This is a genomic window from Streptomyces sp. NPDC043685 (assembly GCF_056436585.1).
This window is the reverse complement of record NZ_JBWKCH010000003.1, coordinates 829,068-847,212: the sequence shown is the minus strand read 5'-3', so window position 1 is coordinate 847,212 and position 18,145 is coordinate 829,068. Positions and strand designations below refer to the sequence as shown.

The following is an 18,145-nucleotide window of genomic DNA, read 5'->3' as shown; positions in this document are numbered from 1 at the left end:
GATGCATGATTTCCACATGCTGGACGACATCGACCGTGGTCTCATCCACGCCCTGCGCATCGACGGGCGGGCGCCGTTCAGCGTGATCGCCGACGTCCTCGACGTCTCGGCGCAGACGGTCTCCCGCCGCTACCGGCGGTTGTGCGCGGACGCTGCCCTGCGGGTGGTCGGCCTGGCCGAGCCGCAGCGCAACGACCGCACCCAGTGGCTGCTTCGGCTGACCACAGGCCCGCGCGCCGCCCAGGATGTTGCCGAAGCGCTGGCCCGCCGCGCCGACACCTCCTGGGTCAAACTCGCTTCGGGCGGCACCGAGATCGACGCGATCGTGCACACCTCCACCGCCGACGGGCCCGCCGGGCACGCGCTGCTGTTGCACGACATCCCGCGCACGGCCGGCATCACCGCGGTCTCCGCACACTGCGTGCTGCACACCTATCTCGGTGGGCCCACCGCCTGGTCCGGCCATCAACAGGCCCTCGACGCCGCCCAGCAGCGCCGACTGCGCGCCGCCATAGCCGAGGCGGCGTCTGTCACCGCCGCTCCCGGGGCGCGGGCGGCCCTCAGCCGCGCCGATGACGACCTGCTCACCGCCCTCCAGCACGACGGTCGGGCGAGCCTGAGCAGCCTTGCCGCGGCCACCGGCTGGTCGCCCGCCACCGTCGCGCGCCGGCTGGAGCAATTGCGGGCCGGCGGCCGGCTCTTCTTCGACGTCGAACTCGACTCCGCCCTGTTCGGCGTCACCACGCAGGCGCTCCTGTGGATGAGCGTCGCCCCCGGTCACCTCGACCAAGTCGCCCGTACCCTGGCCCGGCACCCCGAGCTGGCCTTCGTGGCCGCCGTCACCGGCCCCCACAATCTCACCGCCCTTGCCCTGTGCCCCGACCCGGCGGCGCTGCACCGCTACCTCACCGAACGCCTGGGCACCCTGAAGGCGATCCGCACCCTGGAAAGCGCGCCCGTGTTACGCATCATCAAGATGGCCGGACCGCTCCCGGCCACCGGCAAGCCGCCCAAGCGACGCCGCTGACTCACACCCGGCACGAGGCGCCGCCGGGCACACGGCACGGCATCACGCCTCGCCCCGGGCCAGTGCGAGCAGCCGGTCGAGGACGCGGGGGCCGCCGGTGCGGATGCCGTCGTGTTCGTACTCGTCGGTGATCCAGGTGCGCAGGCCCCGGATGGAGCGGGCGGTGCGCAGGGAGTGGGCCGTGTCGACGTACATGTCGTCGTGGTAGACGGCGGCCACCACCGGCACCGTGTTGGCGGCGAGACGGGCGGGGTCGTACAGGGGCGTCCAGTCGGTGCGGGCGGCGAGCAGGTCGGCGGTCTCGCGCAGCGGGCGCAGCGCCGGGTCGCAGTCGAACATCCAGGGGTGAATCGATTCTCCGGTGAACAGGAGAGGCTCGTCGCCCGCGAGGGCCTTGGCGGCGTCGAACTGCGGGAACTCGGCGCGGACCCGCTCGGCGGACCAGGCGGTGGGGCGGGCGTCCTGGCCGTAGATCGACTCGTGGATCAGGGCGTACAGCGGGTGGCGGGCGTAGGAGAGCATGGCCTGCACCTGCTCCTGGAACGCGTCGGAGAGCGTGAAGCCCTGCGCGGTGCGCACGAAGGCGTTCTCCAGCAGGTAGTGCAGGCGGTGGGTGCCGTCGCCGGTGCCGAGGGCGATGCCGAGGGACTGGAAGGCCTCGACGGTGAGCCGGTAGCCGTTCGGCAGGACCACGTCGTGGTGCAGCAGGTGGTCGGCGATGCGGCGGGCGCGCTCGGCGTCCTGCGGGTAACGGGCGTAGTGGGCGGTGACCTTGCGTTCGACGCGCGGGAACGCGGCGCGGTAGACGTCGTCGGCGTGGGCGTCCAGGGAGGGCAGCCCGCCGGTGATCACGGCGGTGGTCAGTCCCTCGGGGGCGAGGGACAGGTAGGTGGTCGCGCAGAAACCGCCGAAGCTCTGGCCGAGGACGGTCCAGGGCTCGCCTGCGGTGAGCTGCGCGCGGACGGTCTCGCAGTCGCGGACGATCGAGTCGGCGCGGAAGTGCCCGAGGTAGTCGGCCTGGTCGGCGGGGCCGCCGCGCAGCGGGAGCGTCTGGCGGTTGGCGGGGGTGCTGTGCCCGGTGCCGCGCTGGTCCAGGAGCAGCACCCGGAACTCCTTCAGGGCCCTGCCCAGCCAGCCCGGCCGGCCGACGGACCGGTCGGCGCCGAAACCGGGACCGCCCTGGAGGTAGAGCAGCCACGGCAGGTCCTGGTGCGTCCGGTCGCTGGCGACGACCTCGCGGGCGTACAGCTCGATCGTCTCGCCCTCGGGCCGGTCGTGGTCGAGGGGGACGGTGAAGCGGCGGTCGGTGAGGACGACTCCGGGCTGGCGGTAGCTGAGGGTCAACAGGGCTCCCGGGACGGACGGATTTTCGGGCCGCGTCCCAGTTCATCACAGCGATCGTCCGCGGGTGAGCCGTTCGATCATGAAACCTTGCTGAACGGCGGTTCAGGGTTCAGCGGGCGGACAGGCTGGAGCGGCGCACCACGAGTTCCGGCTGGAGGACGACCCGCCGGTGCTCGTGCGGGCGCGACGACGTGCCCTCCTCCTCGGTCTCCTCCAGGAGCAGGTCGGCGGCCATGGCGCCCATGGTGACGGCGGGCTGGCGGACCGAGGTGAGCGGGACGGCGGCGGCGGCCGCGAACTCGATGTCGTCGTAGCCGACGATGGCGAGGTCGTCGGGGACCCCGACGCCGGCCGCGTACATGGCCTGGAGGACACCGAGGGCGAGCAGGTCGTTGGCGCAGAACACGGCGGTGGGCCGGTCGGCGAGGCCGAGCAGCCGGGCTCCGGCGTCGCGGCCCGCGGCGACGTCCAGCCGTTCGGTGGGCAGTTCGCGCAGCGCGTCGGGCCCGAGCCCGGCCTCGGCGAGCGCTTCGAGGGCGCCGGTGCGGCGGTCGCTGACCTGGTTCAGGCCGGGCGGGCCGCTGACGTAGGCCAGGGAGCGGTGTCCGGCGTCGACGAGGTGGCGTACCGCGAGGGCGCCGCCCGCCACGTCGTCGACGGAGACCGAGCACTCGGTGGTGCCCTCGGCCACCCGGTCGACCAGGACGAACGGGATGTTGTGCCGGCGGAAGGTCTCGATGTTGCGGCCGGTCGCGTCGGCGGGGGTGAGCAGCACACCGCGCACCCGCTGCTCGGCGAAGAGCGAGAGGTACTCGGCCTCCTCGTCCGGGCTCTGGGCGCTGTTGCAGACCATCACGCCGAGTCCCGCCTGCCGGGCGGCGCGCTCGGCGCCGCGCGCGACGTCGACGAAGAAGGGGTTGCCCATGTCGAGGACGAGCAGCCCCATGATGCGGCTGCGGCCCGCGCGCAGCTGGCGCGCGGACTCGCTGCGGACGTAGCCGAGGCGGTCTATCGCGGACAGCACCCGGGCCCGGGTCTCGGCCGCGACCGTGTCCGGGCGGTTGATCACGTTCGAGACCGTGCCGACGGAGACTCCGGCGACGCGGGCGACGTCCTTGATACCCACCGACTGGGCCATCGGGCAGGGACCTCCAGAAGGAAGACGGGGGGCGGCGGGCGGGGCGGCATCACATTACCGGCATGCCGCCCCGTCGACCGGATGCGGTCAGGCGGGCAGGCGGAAGTCCGTCACGTGCAGCGCCGAGGGCGTCGTACCGCTGGACTTCTCCTGGTACATGAAGGACAGCACCCCGTCCTGCGCGACCCGTGTCTCGTCGATGACGACCTCGCCGAAGGCGCCCAGGCCGCTGCCGTCGAACAGGATCCTCCAGTCGGTGTATCCGGAAGCCGCGGAGGCGGCGGCGATCCGGCCGAAGGGGAAGACCGCGTACGCGTTGTCGTACTTGTCCAGGATCAGCTTGGTGCGCTGGCTGGAGTTCAGCGGGACCGGGATCTCGGTCTTCTGCCAGGTGCCGGAGGCGTTCTTGCGGACGTGGAAGGCACGGCCGTTCGCCGTCCGGTCCGCGACGTAGTTCGTGGTGCACTGGCCGAAGCGGCCCGGGACATAGGAGATGATCGCGTGCGGCCGGCCGGCGGAGTCGGTGAACTGGCTCTCCTGGTTCATCAGGGAGTGGTCCGGGTTGAGCGGGTCGATCACCAGGCCGGCGTCGGTCACGGACACCTTGTCGGAGCCGCCGGTGACGCCGACGACGGTGCCGGCGTTGTTGCGCCAGGTGCGGCCCCGGTCGTCGGAGTAGACGTAGCCGGTGTCGTGGTTGGTGATGCCGCCGCCGTTGCACATCACGGCGCCGTTCTGCTCGCGCCAGGTGAAGAAGGAGTGCAGCCGGCCGTTCCGGTCGTAGTCGATGCCGTGCAGATACATGTTGCGGGCGGTCGAGGAGCCGTGCTCGCTGGTGTACGTGCCGGTGGAGGCGGACCACTCGCCGAGGTTGGTCCACTTGGTGCCGTCGTACTCGGCGAGGGCGTTGCGGCCGTTGCCGGAGACGGCGACGCGGTAGCTGAGCTGAAGCTTGCCCTCGGGCGTGGAGACGAACTGCGGGTAGGTGAACTGCGAGGTGAGCGCCAGTCCGTCCAGGGTCGACTGGGGCGCGCCGAAACGGCTCGCGGTCCAGCTCAGCCCCGCCGGGTTGTCCATCAGCCCGGCCACCGACTTGACGTAGGTGAAGCCGTCGCTGTGGGAGTCCATGTTGAGGTGGAGGCGGCCGTCGACCTTGGAGACGCCCATGGAGATGACGTTGTGGGAGTCGTCGTAGCGCAGGGTGTGCCCGACCTTCACGGTCGACCAGGTGCTCGACCCGAGGGCGCGGCGGCCGACGACGGCGTTGCGGTCGGCGGTGTACCAGACGGCGTACTGGTAGCCCTTGTAGGTCAGCAGGCCGTTCTTCTGGAAGGCGTTGTTGTTGACCAGCCCGTCGTACGACACGAAGAACAGGGCCTGGCTGTCGAGGGTGGTGGTGCCGGTCCGGGTGACGGAGGGGCCGGGGTCGGCGGCCCGCGCGGTGCCGGAGGCGAGGGCGGGGGTCACCACCGCTCCCGCGAGGGCGGCGGCCAGCAACGTACGTCTGTGCATCTCGTGGACTCCATCGTCATGCGAGGTGGAACACCTCGGTGAGCGGTTTCATGGCCTCGTCGGGCCGGGCGCCGTCCAGCGACTCGAAGAACGGCGCCATCTCCGCCTGCCAGCGGGCGTTGACGTCGGTGGCTTCCATCCCGGCCCGGGCGGCGGCGAAGTCCTCGGTCTCGAGGTAGCCGACGAGCAGTCCGTCCTCGCGCAGGAAGAGCGAGTAGTTGTGCCAGCCGGTCGCCCTCAGGGCGTCGAGCATCTCGGGCCACACGGCGGCGTGCCGCTCTCGGTACTCGTCGAGGCGGTCCGCCCGGACCTTCAGCAGGAAGCACACGCGCTGCATCAACGACCTCCCAGGGTCTAGAAGTTGAACTGGTCGATGTTCTTGGCCTCGAACACGGTCGGCTTGCCGAGGCTGATCACGCCGTCCTTGCCGATGGTGTACTCGCCCATGGAGCCGGCCTTGAAGGTCTCGCCCTCCTTGCCGGTGATCTGCCCGGAGGACAGGGCGACGGCGGTGCGGGCGGCCAGTTCGCCGAGCTTGGCCGGGTCCCACAGCTCGAACGCCTCGACGGTGCCGTTCTTGACGTACTTGCGCATGTCGTTGGGGGTGCCGAGGCCGGTGAGCTTGACCTTGCCCTTGTACTTGGAGCCCGACAGGTACTGGGCGGCGGCCTTGATGCCGACGGTGGTCGGGGAGATGATCCCCTTCAGGTTCGGGTACTCCTGGAGCAGGCCCTGGGTCTGCTGGAAGGACTGCTGGGCGTCGTCGTTGCCGTACGCCACCTTCACGAGCTTCATGTTCTTGTAGGCGGGCTTCTTCAGCTCGTCCTTCATGAAGTCGATCCAGGTGTTCTGGTTCGTCGCGGTCTGCGCGGCGGACAGGATCGCGATCTCGCCCTTGAAGCCGACCTGCTTGGCGAGCAGTTGCACCTCGGTACGGCCGAGGTCCTCGGCGGAGGCCTGCGAGACGAAGGCGTTGCGGCAGTCGGGCGTGGTGTCGGAGTCGTAGGTGACGACCTTGATGTCGTTCTTCATGGCCTGCTTGAGCGCGGTGCACAGGGCGCCCGGGTCCTGCGCGGACACGGCCATCGCGTCGACCTGCTGCTGGGTGAGCGTGTTGACGTAGGAGACCTGCCCGGCGGTGTCGGTGGCGCTGGAGGGGCCGACCTCCTTGTAGCTGGAGCCCAGTTCCTTCAGTGCCTTCTCGCCGCCCTTGTCGGCGCTGGTGAAGTACGGGTTGTTGACCTGCTTGGGCAGGAACCCGACGGTGAGGCCCTTCTTGGTGGCGGCGTTCGGGTCGGCCTTGCCGGCGGTGGCGGCCGAGGCGTCCTCCTTCGCCACGTCCTTCTTGGTGGTGCCGCCGCAGGCGGTGAGCGCGAGCGCGAGACAGGTGGCGGTGGCGACGGCCGCGCAGCTGCGGCGCAGGGTTGACTTACGCATGACGTTTCCTTTGAACGAGGTTGAGTGAGACGCGCCTGCTTTCAGGGGCGCGGGGAACTGCGCGAACAACCACAGCGGACGGTTATCCGGACGACGACTGCGCACGCAATACGGCGATCTGCCGAGCCACCCGAGGCCCGAGCACGGACAGCACGAGCAGCACACCGGTCACGACGATCTGCGACTGTGCCGAGACATCCTGGAGGCTCATCACGTTCTGCAACGCCCCCAGCAGGAACACCCCCGCGATCGCGCCGCCCAGCGTGCCCTTGCCGCCGTCGAAGTCGATGCCGCCGAGCAGCACGGCGGCCACGACGGACAGTTCGAGGCCGGTGGCGTTGTCGTAGCGGGCGCTGGCGTAGTGCAGCGCCCAGAAGATGCCGGTCAGGGAGGCCATCAGACCGGTCAGGGTGAACAGGATCAGCTTCTGCCGCTTGACCCGGATGCCGGCGAAGCGCGCTGCCTCCTCGCTCGCGCCGATCGCGAACAGCGACCGTCCGAACGGTGTGGCGTGCAGCGCGACCACGGCGATGGCGAGCAGGACGAGGAACGGCAGCAGGGCGTACGGGACGAAGGTGTCGCCGATGCGTCCGGAGGCGAAGTCCAGGTACTGCGTGGGGAAGTCGGTCACCGCGTCCGAGCCGAGCACGATCTGCGCGATGCCCCGGTAGGCGGCGAGCGTGCCGATGGTGACGGCGAGGGACGGCAGCCCCAGCCGGGTCACCAGCAGTCCGTTGACCAGCCCGCACACCACACCGAGCAGCAGGCACACCGGGATGATCGACTCGATGGTCATGCCCTGGTTCCACAGGGCGCCCATCACCGCGCCGGACAGACCGGCCGTGGAGGCGACCGACAGGTCGATCTCGCCGGAGACGACCAGCAGGGTCATCGGCAGCGCGATGAGTGCGATCGGGAGCGTATTGCCGATGAGGAACGACAGGTTGAGGGCGTTGCCGAACCCGTCGACGAACCCGAAGGAGAACAGCAGGACCACGACGAGCAGGGCGCCGACGGCGGAATCCCACCTCTTCAGACCGGACCAGCCGGCCGCTCGGCTCGGGGAGATGTCAGCCATGGCGGGCGTTCCTCTTCTTCAGGGCGGAGGCCACGCGCAGCGCGACGACCCGGTCGACCGCGATCGCGAGGATGAGCAGGATGCCGTTGATCGCGAGCACCCAGACGGAGCTGACGCCGAGGGCGGGCAGCACGCTGTTGATCGAGGTCAGCAGCAGCGCGCCGAGGGCCGCCCCGTAGACGCTGCCGGAGCCGCCGGTGAAGACGACGCCGCCGACCACGACCGCGCTGACGACGGTCAGTTCGTAGCCGTTGCCGGTGCCGGAGTCGACGTTGCCGAAGCGGGCGAGGTACATCGCTCCGGCGAGTCCGGCGAGCGCGCCGCAGAAGGTGTACGCGCCGAGGATCCGCTTGCGGACGGGGATGCCGGCGAGGCGGGCCGCCTCGGGGTTGGAGCCGAGCGCGTACAGCTCGCGGCCGCCGGCGAAGTTCTTGAGGTAGTAGGCGGTCGCGATGAGCACGGCCAGCGCGATCAGCGCCAGATACGGCACCGCCGAGATGCCGCCGGAGCCGAAGTCGACGAAGCCGCCGGGCAGATCGGCCGCGGTGATCTGCCGGGAGCCGACCCAGATGGAGTCGATGCCGCGGATGATGTACAGCGTGCCCAGGGTGACGACGAGCGCGGGCACCTGGCCGAGGCTGACGAGCAGGCCGTTGAGCAGGCCGAAGCCGATGCCCAGCAGCACGGCCAGCGCGATCGCCACGACCGGGTTCCCGCCGCCCTGGAGACAGGTGCCGGCGGCGAAGGCGCTGATGCCGAGCGTGGAGCCGACGGACAGGTCGACATTGCGGGTGATGACGACGAGGGACTGGCCGGTGGCGACCAGGACCAGGATGGTCGCGTTCAGCAGCAGGTCCTTGATGCCCTGCTCGGACAGGAACTCGCTGTTGCCGGCCTGGGTGATGCCGATCATCACCAGGAAGACGACCAGGATGGCGAGTTCGCGCATCTTGAAGACGCGGTCGACCAGCCGGGTGCCGCTCGACTTGGGCACCTCGGCCACGGGGGCCTCTTGCGGGGTGACGACCGTCATGCGGCGGCCCTCCCGGTGGCTGCGGCCATCACGGTTTCCTCGGTGGCGTCGGAGCGGGGGATCTCGGCGGTGAGGCGGCCCTCGTGCATCACCAGCACGCGGTCGGCCATGCCGAGGATCTCGGGCAGGTCGGAGGAGATCATCAGGACGGCCACGCCGTCGGCGGCCAGCTGGGACAGCAGCCGGTGCACCTCGGCCTTGGTGCCGACGTCGATGCCGCGGGTCGGCTCGTCGACGATCAGCACCTTGGGGCCGGTGGCGAGCCACTTGGCGAGCACGACCTTCTGCTGGTTGCCGCCGGAGAGGGTGTTGACCGTATCGGCGATCCGGGCGTACTTGACCTGGAGCCTGACGGCCCAGTCCAGGGAGCGGCTTCGCTCGGCACCGCGGTCCATGAGCCCGGCCTTCACGGTCGTGCGCAGCCCGGTGAGACCGATGTTCCGCTCGATGGACATGTCCATCACCAGGCCCTGGGCGCGACGGTCCTCGGGGACCAGGGCGAGTCCGGCGGCCATCGCCGTGGAGGGCGCGCCGTTGACCAGGGGCTTGCCCTGGACGGAGACTTCGCCGGCGTCCCAGCGGTCGATGCCGAACACGGCCCGGGCGACCTCGGTGCGCCCGGCGCCGACGAGTCCGGCCAGGCCGACGATCTCGCCGTGCCGGACGTCGAAGGAGACGTCGGTGAAGACGCCCTCGCGGGTCAGCCGGCGCACGCTCAGGGCGACCTCGCCGGGTTTCACGTCCTGCTTGGGGTAGAGCTCGTCGAGGTCGCGGCCGACCATGCGGCGCACCAGATCGTCCTCGGTCATGCCCGCGAGCGGCTCGCTGGCGATCCAGGCGCCGTCGCGCAGGGTGGTGACCCGCCCGCAGATCTCGAAGATCTCCTCCAGCCGGTGGGAGATGAACAGCACGGCGGCGCCCTGGTCGCGCAGGGTGCGCACGACGCCGAAGAGGCGGGCGACCTCGCTGCCGGTGAGGGCGGCGGTCGGCTCGTCCATGATCAGGACGCGGGCGTCGAAGGAGAGGGCCTTGGCGATCTCGACGATCTGCTGGTCGGCGATGGACAGGCCGCGGGCGGGCCGGTCGGGGTCGAGTTCGACGCCGAGGCGCTTCATCAGGGCGGCGGTGGCGTTGTGCGTGGCCTTGTGGTCGATCCGGCCGAGGGCGCGGCGCGGCTGGCGGCCCATGTAGATGTTCTCGGCGATCGACAGGTCGGGGAAGAGCGTGGGCTCCTGGTAGATCACGGCGATGCCGGCGTCGCGGGCGTCGCCGGGTCCGTGGAAGGCGACGGGCGCACCGTCGAGCAGCACCTGGCCGGCGTCGGGGCGGTGCACGCCGGCGAGCGTCTTGATGAGGGTGGACTTGCCGGCACCGTTCTCACCGGCGAGTGCGTGCACCTCCCCGGGGAACAGCTCCAGGGAGACGTCCCGCAGTGCGCGGACCGCGCCGAAGGACTTGGAGACGTCCCTCAGCGCGAGAACCGGGGCCGGACCCGTGGTGGACGGGTGGGTCATGAGGGCTCCTCGACGACGTCGGCGGGTCGGCCCTCTCGACGTCGTGAAAGGTTTCAACTGGGTTGCCGGGACGTTAGGCGGGCCGCGCATGTCACGTCAATGGGTTCCGGTCGAAAAAGTTTCGAGGCCGCCAGGTCACGCATACATCACGGAATCCGTCTCGACCGGAGGGGTTGACACCCCTTCGGGGGGCCCATAGCTTCGCGTCCTGAATCGTTTCATTCAGTGGTCGTCACGACCCCATGTCACAGGAGCCTGACGTGACCGAGCTCGCAGCGGCGAAGGCCGCTCTCAAGACACAGGCCGTCGAGACGCCGTCGTGGGCCTACGGGAACTCGGGCACGCGGTTCAAGGTGTTCGCCCAGCAGGGCGTGCCGCGCACCCCGTTCGAGAAGCTGGACGACGCGGCCAAGGTGCACGAGTTCACCGGGGTCGCCCCCACGGTGGCCCTGCACATTCCCTGGGACAAGGTCGACGACTACGCGGCGCTGGCCAAGCACGCCGAACAGCGGGGCGTGAAGCTCGGGGCGATCAACTCCAACACCTTCCAGGACGACGACTACAAGCTCGGGAGCATCTGCCACCCGGACGCGGCGGTGCGGCGCAAGGCCGTGGACCATCTGCTGGAGTGCGTCGACATCATGGACGCGACCGGGTCCACGGACCTGAAGCTGTGGTTCGCCGACGGCACGAACTATCCCGGCCAGGACGACATCCGCGGGCGGCAGGACCGGCTCGCCGAGGGGCTCGCCGAGGTCTACGAGCGGCTCGGGGACGGGCAGCGGATGCTGCTGGAGTACAAGTTCTTCGAGCCGGCGTTCTACACGACGGACGTGCCGGACTGGGGCACCGCCTACGCCCACTGTCTGAAGCTCGGGCCGAAGGCGCAGGTGGTCGTGGACACGGGGCACCACGCGCCGGGCACCAACATCGAGTTCATCGTGGCGACGCTGCTGCGGGAGGGGAAGCTCGGGGGGTTCGACTTCAACTCGCGGTTCTACGCGGACGACGACCTGATGGTGGGCGCGGCCGACCCGTTCCAGCTGTTCCGGATCATGTACGAGGTCGTGCGTGGGGGCGGGTTGTCGCCGGAGGTCGCGTTCATGCTCGACCAGTGTCACAACATCGAGGCGAAGATCCCGGCGATCATCCGGTCGGTGATGAACGTGCAGGAGGCCACGGCCAAGGCGCTGCTGGTCGACGGTGACGCGCTGGCCGCGGCGCAGCGGGCGGGGGACGTGCTGGAGGCGAACGCCGTGGTGATGGACGCGTACAACACGGATGTGCGGCCGCTGCTCGCGGAGGTTCGGGGCGAGATGGGGCTGGACGCGAACCCGATCGCCGCGTACAAGGCGTCCGGATGGGCCGAGAAGATCGTCGCCGAGCGGGTGGGAGGGCAACAGGCGGGCTGGGGCGCGTAAGCGTCTGCCGGGTTCTGTCGTCTGCGGGGTGCGGGCCGCGTGTGGCTGGTCGCGCAGTTCCCCGCGCCCCTGAGCAAGTGCACTCACCGCTCCTCCGGAAGTAAGGAAGATTCATGTCCACCCACCCTGAAGCCGCCGCTCTCCTCGCCCGGTCCCGCCGGCTCGGCGCCGATCCCCGTAACACCAACTACGCCGGCGGCAACGCCTCCGCCAAGGGCACCGACACCGATCCCGTCACCGGCGGGGACGTCGAGCTGATGTGGGTCAAGGGGTCCGGCGGTGACCTCGGGACGCTGACCGAGGCGGGCCTGGCGGTGCTGCGGCTGGACCGGATGCGGGCGCTCGTCGACGTCTACCCGGGGGTCGAGCGCGAGGACGAGATGGTCGCCGCGTTCGACTACTGCCTGCACGGCAAGGGCGGGGCCGCCCCCTCCATCGACACCGCCATGCACGGGCTGGTCGACGCCGCGCACGTCGACCATCTGCACCCGGACTCCGGCATCGCGCTGGCCTGCGCCGCCGACGGGGAGAAGCTGACCGCCGAGTGTTTCGGGGACACGGTCGTGTGGGTGCCCTGGCGGCGGCCGGGCTTCCAGCTGGGGCTGGACATCGCCGCCGTGAAGAAGGCCAACCCGCAGGCCGTCGGGTGCGTCCTCGGCGGGCACGGCATCACCGCCTGGGGCGACACCTCCGAGGAGTGCGAGCGGAACTCGCTGCACATCATCCGCACCGCCGAGCGGTTCCTCGCCGAACGCGGCAGGCCCGAGCCCTTCGGGCCGGTGCTCGACGGGTACGCCGCGCTGAGCGCCGGTGAGCGGCGCGAGCGGGCCGCCGCCCTCGCCCCCTACGTGCGGGCCCTCGCCTCCCAGGACCGGCCCCAGGTGGGGCACTTCGACGACTCCGAGGTCGTCCTCGACTTCCTGGCGCGCGCCGAGCACCCGCGGCTCGCCGCGCTCGGCACCTCCTGCCCGGACCACTTCCTGCGCACCAAGGTCCGGCCGCTGGTGCTGGACCTGCCGCCCGCCGCTCCGCTCGACGAGGCGATCGCCCGGCTGAAGGAGCTGCACGCCGAGTACCGCGAGGAGTACGCCGCCTACTACCGGCGGCACGCCGAGCCCGACTCCCCCGCCATGCGCGGCGCCGACCCGGCGATCGTGCTGATCCCCGGGGTCGGCATGTTCTCCTTCGGCAAGGACAAGCAGACCGCCCGGGTGGCCGGCGAGTTCTACGTCAACGCCGTCAACGTGATGCGCGGCGCCGAGTCCGTCTCCACCTACGCGCCCATCGAGGAGTCCGAGAAGTTCCGGATCGAGTACTGGGCGCTGGAGGAGGCCAAGCTCCGGCGGATGCCGAAGCCCAAGGCGCTCGCCACCCGGGTCGCCCTGGTGACCGGCGCCGGCAGCGGCATCGGCAAGGCCATCGCGCACCGGCTCGTGGCCGAAGGGGCGTGTGTGGTCGTCGCCGACCTGAACACGGAGAACGCCCAGGCGGTCGCCGAGGAGCTGGGCGGCTCCGACAAGGCCGTCGCCGTGACGGTGGACGTCACCTCCGAGGAACAGATCGCCGAGGCGTTCCGGGAGGCCGTGCTGGCCTTCGGCGGAGTCGACCTCGTCGTCAACAACGCGGGCATCTCGATCTCCAAGCCGCTGCTGGAGACCTCCGCCAAGGACTGGGACCTCCAGCACGACATCATGGCGCGTGGCTCCTTCCTCGTGTCGCGGGAAGCGGCCCGGGTGATGATCGCCCAGGAGCTGGGCGGTGACATCGTCTACATCGCCTCGAAGAACGCCGTGTTCGCCGGGCCCAACAACATCGCCTACTCCGCCACCAAGGCCGACCAGGCCCACCAGGTGCGGCTGCTCGCCGCCGAACTGGGCGAGCACGGCATCCGCGTCAACGGGATCAACCCCGACGGTGTGGTGCGCGGCTCGGGCATCTTCGCCGGCGGGTGGGGCGCCAAGCGGGCCGCCGTGTACGGGGTGGAGGAAAAGAAGCTGGGCGAGTTCTACGCGCAGCGGACCATCCTCAAGCGCGAGGTGCTGCCCGAGCACGTGGCCAACGCCGTGTTCGCGCTGACCGGAGGGGACCTCACCCACACCACCGGCCTGCACATCCCGGTCGACGCCGGCGTCGCGGCCGCCTTCCTGCGATGAGCGCGGCCGTGAAGTCCTACGCCGCGGTCGACCTCGGCGCGTCCAGCGGACGTGTCATGGTCGGCCGCGTCGGCCCCGACTCGCTGGAGCTGAGCGAGGCGCACCGCTTTCCCAACCGGCCCGTCCGGGTTCCCGAGGGGCTGCGCTGGGACGTGCTCGGGCTGTACGCCGGGGTGCTGGACGGACTCAGGGCGGCCGGGCAGGTCGACTCCGTCGGCATCGACAGCTGGGCCGTGGACTACGGGCTGCTCGACGCGGACGGAGCGCTGCTCGGCAACCCCGTGCACTACCGGGACACCCGTACGGAAGGGGTCGCGGAGAAGGTGTGGGCGACCGTGTCCGCGCGGGAGCTGTACGCCGCGACCGGGTTGCAGTACGCGCCCTTCAACACCCTGTACCAGCTGACCGCCGCGCGCTCGACGTCCCAGCTGGCCCAGGCCCGGCGGCTGCTGCTGATGCCGGATCTGCTGACGTACTGGCTCACCGGCGAGCAGGGCACCGAGCTGACCAACGCCTCCACGACCCAGTTGATCGACCCCCGCACGCGCGACTGGTCGTACGACATCGCCTCCCGGCTCGGTGTCGACCTGAGCCTGTTCGCGCCGCTGCGGCGACCCGGCGATCCGGCCGGGCTGCTGCGCGGGGAGGTGCTGGAGGAGACCGGGCTCGCCGGTCCCGTGCCGGTGACGGCCGTCGGGTCGCACGACACCGCCTCGGCGGTCGCCGCCGTACCGGCGTCGGGCGAGCGGTTCGCCTACATCTGCACGGGCACCTGGTCGCTGGCCGGTCTGGAGCTGGACGCGCCGGTGCTGACCGAGGAGAGCCGGGCGGCCAACTTCACCAACGAGCTGGGACTGGACGGCACGGTCCGCTATCTGCGCAACATCATGGGCCTGTGGCTGCTCCAGGAGTGCGTGCGGGCCTGGGGCGACCCGGATCTGGGCGCGTTGCTGCTGGAGGCGTCCAAGGCTCCGGCGCTGCGGTCGGTCGTGGACGCCGGTGACGCGGCGTTCCTCGCGCCGGGGCGGATGCCCGAGCGGATCGCCGAGGCGTGCCGTGTCTCGGGGCAGCCGGTGCCCGAGACGCCGGCCGAGGTGACGCGCTGCATCCTCGACTCCCTCGCCCTCGCCCACCGTGAGGCGGTCCAGGACGCCCAGCGGCTCGCCGGGCACGCGGTCGACGTCGTGCATGTGGTCGGGGGCGGTACGCGCAACGCGCTGCTGTGCCAGCTCACCGCCGACGCCTGCGGGCTGCCGGTGGTGGCGGGGCCGACCGAGGCCGCCGCGCTCGGGAACGCCCTCGTGCAGGCGCGGGCGCACGGGCTGGTCGGCGACCTGGCCGGGATGCGGCGGCTGCTCGTCCGCACCCAGCCGCTCACGCGGTACGAGCCGCGCGGCGGCACCGAGCGCTGGCGCGCCGCGCGGGCCCGGCTCGGCGGGCACTGACGGGGTCTCCCCCGCGCCTTCCGCCCGGATTACGCTGCACTCATCCGATGATCGAACACTAGGAGCCGCGATGCGTGTCGCCCTGTTCCTGACCTGCGTCAACGACACGCTGTATCCGGACACCGGGCGCGCCGTGGTGAAACTGCTGACCAGGCTGGGCGTCGACGTCGACTTTCCGAGCGCGCAGACCTGCTGCGGGCAGGCGCACTACAACACCGGATACCGTCACCAGGCCGAGCCGCTCGCCCGGCATTTCTCCGATGTCTTCGGCGCGTACGAGGCGATCGTGACGCCGTCCGGGTCGTGCGGGGCGATGGTGCGCGAGCTGTATCCGCGGATGGGCGAGCGGGCCCGGGCCGAGGGGCGCGGGGACACCCTCGCGGCCACGCTGGCGCCGGTGGTGCCCAAGACGTACGAGCTCACGGAGTTCCTGACCGACGTGCTGGGTGTGACGGACGTCGGGGCGTACTACCCGCACAGGGTGACCTACCACCCGACCTGCCACGGGCTGCGCGGACTCGGGCTCGGCGAGCGGCCGAGACGGCTGCTGGAGGCGGTGAAGGGGCTGGAGCTCGTCGAGCTGCCGGGCGCGGACGAGTGCTGCGGGTTCGGCGGCACCTTCGCGCTGAAGAACCCGGACGTCTCGGCGGCGATGGGCGCGGACAAGGTGCGCAACGCCGAGTCGACGGGCGCCGAGGTGCTGTGCGCGGCCGACAACTCCTGTCTGATGCACCTCGGCGGGACGATGACCCGGCTGCGGACCGGCATGCGGCCGGTGCACATCGCGGAGATCCTGGCGAGCACGGAGGAGGAACCGGCCGTATGAGCGGGACGTATCTCGGGATGCCGGCGTTTCCACAGGCCGCGCGGGAGGCCGTGGCGAACACGACCCTGCGCGGCAATCTGCGACACGCCACCCACACCATCCGCGCCAAGCGGGCCAAGGCCGTCACGGAGGTGTCCGACTGGGCCGAGCTGCGCGAGGCGGGCAAGCGGATCAAGGACCACACGCTGCGCCATCTCGACCGCTACCTGGTGCAGTTGGAGGAGTCGGTCACCGCCGCGGGCGGCGTCGTGCACTGGGCCGCCGACGCGGCCGAGGCCAACGAGATCGTCACCCGGCTGATGAAGATGACCGGCGAGCGCGAGGTCGTCAAGGTCAAGTCGATGGCCACGCAGGAGATCGGGCTCAACGAGGCGCTGGAGGCCGAGGGCATCCACGCCTACGAGACCGACCTCGCCGAGTTGATCGTCCAGTTGGGCAAGGACCGGCCCTCGCACATCCTGGTCCCGGCCATCCACCGCAACCGGGGCGAGATCCGGGACATCTTCACCCGCGAGATGGGCGAGTGGGGCCGCCCCGCCCCCGAGGGCCTGACCGACACACCGGCAGAACTCGCCGAGGCCGCCCGGCTGCACCTGCGGGAGAAGTTCCTGCGGGCCAAGGTCGGCATCTCCGGCGCCAACTTCATGGTCGCCGAGACGGGCACGCTCGTGGTGGTGGAGTCCGAGGGCAACGGCCGGATGTGCCTGACCCTGCCCGAGACGCTCATCTCGGTCGTCGGCATCGAGAAGATCGTGCCGACGTGGCAGGACCTGGAGGTGTTCCTGCAGACCCTCCCCCGCTCCTCCACGGCCGAGCGCATGAACCCCTACACCTCGACCTGGACCGGCACCACGGACCAGGACGGGCCCGGCGCGTTCCACCTCGTGCTGCTGGACAACGGCCGCACCGACACCCTCGCCGACGAGGTCGGCCGCCAGGCACTGCGCTGCATCCGCTGCTCGGCCTGCCTCAACGTCTGCCCGGTGTACGAGCGGGCCGGCGGTCATGCCTACGGCTCGGTGTACCCGGGCCCGATCGGCGCGATCCTCAGTCCCCAACTGCGGGGCACGGGCAGCGACATCGACGCCTCGCTGCCCTACGCGTCCTCGTTGTGCGGGGCGTGCTACGAGGTGTGCCCGGTCGCCATCGACATCCCCGAGGTGCTGGTGCACCTGCGGGAGCGGGTCGTCCAGGGCGGCACGGTCACCCGCGAGGGCAACAAGGTGGTGCTGCGGCCCGCGAAGGGGCACGCCGCCGAGCGGGCGGCGATGCGCGCGGCCCGCTGGGCGTTCAGCCACCCGGGCGCGCTGCGCACCGGCCAGCGCGCCGCCTCGCGCACGCGCCGTTTCCATCCTCGTACGCTGCCCGGCCCCGGCCGGGCGTGGAGCGGGACCCGGGATCTGCCGCCGGTGCCGCCCGAGCCGTTCCGGGACTGGTGGCAGCGGACGCGTGGTGGGAAGGACGGCGGCAAGTGAACAGCAGGGAGCGGATCCTGGGGCGGGTGCGGCGCGCGCTGGCGGACGTGCCGGGCGACGAGCCACCCCTCACGCGGGACTATCTGCGCGAGCACGGGCGGCGGACCGTCGCGGAGACGGTGGAGCTGCTCGCCGAGAACCTGGCGGACTACCGGGCGCTCGTGCACCGCACGGACGCCGACGGACTGGCCGCCCTGATCGCGGGGCTGCTGGCGGGACACGGCTCCTCCTCGGTGCTGGTGCCGCCCGGGCTGGACGAGGGATGGCTCGCGGCGACCGATGTGCCGCGTGTGGCGGACCGGGTGGAGAGCACCCCGGCCGAACTGGACCGGGTGGACAGTGTGGTGACGGCCTGTGCGGTCGCGATCGCCGAGACCGGCACCCTCGTGCTGGACGGCTCGCCCGACCAGGGGCGCCGCCGGATCACCCTCGTCCCGGACCACCACATCTGTGTGGTGCGGGTCCCCGACCAGGTCGTGTCGTCCGTGCCGCAAGCACTCGAACGCCTCGACCCGGCACGCCCGTTGACCTGGATCTCCGGCCCCTCGGCGACCAGTGACATCGAGCTGGACCGGGTCGAGGGGGTGCACGGTCCGCGCACCCTGGAAGTGGTGCTGGTGGGTCAGGCCGGGATCGAGTCCACGTAACCCCCGGGCCCGGGAGATCGAGCACCCGGGGGTGTCGCTGGGTACACCCCGCGATACGGGTTCTGCGGCCCGTGTGGTCACGCCCCCTTCTCCGT

Annotated in this window: 15 protein-coding genes; 7 read left to right on the top strand and 8 right to left on the bottom strand. The window is 71.1% G+C overall.

What is annotated here, in order from left to right:
* The first annotated feature begins 16 nt into the window (after positions 1-16).
* Positions 17-1,027, top strand: a complete 1,011-nt coding sequence (locus tag AC0665_RS12920) for an Lrp/AsnC family transcriptional regulator (protein ID WP_478704994.1) — start codon at positions 17-19, stop codon at positions 1,025-1,027.
* 42 nt (positions 1,028-1,069) lie between these two features.
* Here AC0665_RS12920 and AC0665_RS12915 read toward each other — a convergent pair whose 3' ends face one another.
* The 8 genes from AC0665_RS12915 to AC0665_RS12880 form a co-directional block, all read right to left on the bottom strand.
* The gene (locus tag AC0665_RS12915; RefSeq protein WP_478704993.1) at positions 1,070-2,371 is read right to left on the bottom strand and encodes an alpha/beta fold hydrolase; all 1,302 of its coding nucleotides are present in this window, start codon (positions 2,369-2,371) and stop codon (positions 1,070-1,072) included.
* Between the two features lie 109 nt (positions 2,372-2,480).
* Complete coding sequence (locus tag AC0665_RS12910) at positions 2,481-3,509, bottom strand: LacI family DNA-binding transcriptional regulator (protein ID WP_478704992.1); 1,029 nt, start codon at positions 3,507-3,509, stop codon at positions 2,481-2,483.
* Between the two features lie 87 nt (positions 3,510-3,596).
* Entirely contained in the window at positions 3,597-5,021 is a 1,425-nt protein-coding gene (locus AC0665_RS12905; protein ID WP_478508615.1) for a BNR repeat-containing protein, read from the bottom strand.
* Between the two features lie 16 nt (positions 5,022-5,037).
* The gene (locus AC0665_RS12900) at positions 5,038-5,358 is read right to left on the bottom strand and encodes an L-rhamnose mutarotase (RefSeq protein WP_478704991.1); all 321 of its coding nucleotides are present in this window, start codon (positions 5,356-5,358) and stop codon (positions 5,038-5,040) included.
* Positions 5,359-5,375: 17 nt separating this feature from the next.
* Positions 5,376-6,458 carry a rhamnose ABC transporter substrate-binding protein gene (gene rhaS / locus AC0665_RS12895; RefSeq protein WP_478704990.1) on the bottom strand — a complete coding sequence of 361 codons (1,083 nt, stop codon included), beginning with the start codon at positions 6,456-6,458 and terminating at the stop codon, positions 5,376-5,378.
* Positions 6,459-6,540: 82 nt separating this feature from the next.
* Positions 6,541-7,536 (bottom strand): ABC transporter permease, encoded by a 996-nt coding sequence (locus tag AC0665_RS12890; RefSeq protein WP_478605535.1) that lies wholly within the window; start codon positions 7,534-7,536, stop codon positions 6,541-6,543.
* The gene (locus AC0665_RS12885; RefSeq protein WP_468632940.1) at positions 7,529-8,569 is read right to left on the bottom strand and encodes an ABC transporter permease; all 1,041 of its coding nucleotides are present in this window, start codon (positions 8,567-8,569) and stop codon (positions 7,529-7,531) included. The genes AC0665_RS12890 and AC0665_RS12885 overlap by 8 nt, the downstream gene beginning before the upstream one ends.
* A complete protein-coding gene (locus AC0665_RS12880) occupies positions 8,566-10,083 on the bottom strand; it encodes a sugar ABC transporter ATP-binding protein (RefSeq protein WP_478704989.1) in 1,518 nt (505 codons plus the stop codon). Before AC0665_RS12880 ends, AC0665_RS12885 begins: the two co-directional genes overlap by 4 nt.
* Positions 10,084-10,343: 260 nt before the next feature.
* On the opposite strand from AC0665_RS12880, the gene rhaI reads away from it, so the two are divergent.
* From rhaI to AC0665_RS12850, 6 genes are all read left to right on the top strand, one after another.
* Positions 10,344-11,504: an L-rhamnose isomerase gene (rhaI, locus tag AC0665_RS12875; RefSeq protein ID WP_468632936.1), complete on the top strand. Its 1,161-nt coding sequence runs from the start codon at positions 10,344-10,346 to the stop codon at positions 11,502-11,504.
* 113 nt (positions 11,505-11,617) lie between these two features.
* Positions 11,618-13,657 (top strand): bifunctional aldolase/short-chain dehydrogenase, encoded by a 2,040-nt coding sequence (locus tag AC0665_RS12870; protein ID WP_478605542.1) that lies wholly within the window; start codon positions 11,618-11,620, stop codon positions 13,655-13,657.
* Complete coding sequence (locus tag AC0665_RS12865) at positions 13,654-15,102, top strand: rhamnulokinase (protein WP_478605544.1); 1,449 nt, start codon at positions 13,654-13,656, stop codon at positions 15,100-15,102. Before AC0665_RS12870 ends, AC0665_RS12865 begins: the two co-directional genes overlap by 4 nt.
* 70 nt (positions 15,103-15,172) lie before the next feature.
* Positions 15,173-15,928, top strand: coding sequence for a (Fe-S)-binding protein (locus AC0665_RS12860; protein ID WP_468404574.1), 756 nt, complete (start codon positions 15,173-15,175; stop codon positions 15,926-15,928).
* Complete coding sequence (locus tag AC0665_RS12855) at positions 15,925-17,403, top strand: LutB/LldF family L-lactate oxidation iron-sulfur protein (RefSeq protein WP_478704988.1); 1,479 nt, start codon at positions 15,925-15,927, stop codon at positions 17,401-17,403. The genes AC0665_RS12860 and AC0665_RS12855 overlap by 4 nt, the downstream gene beginning before the upstream one ends.
* Positions 17,400-18,050, top strand: coding sequence for a LutC/YkgG family protein (locus AC0665_RS12850; protein WP_478605548.1), 651 nt, complete (start codon positions 17,400-17,402; stop codon positions 18,048-18,050). The genes AC0665_RS12855 and AC0665_RS12850 overlap by 4 nt, the downstream gene beginning before the upstream one ends.
* Positions 18,051-18,145 lie beyond the last annotated feature (95 nt).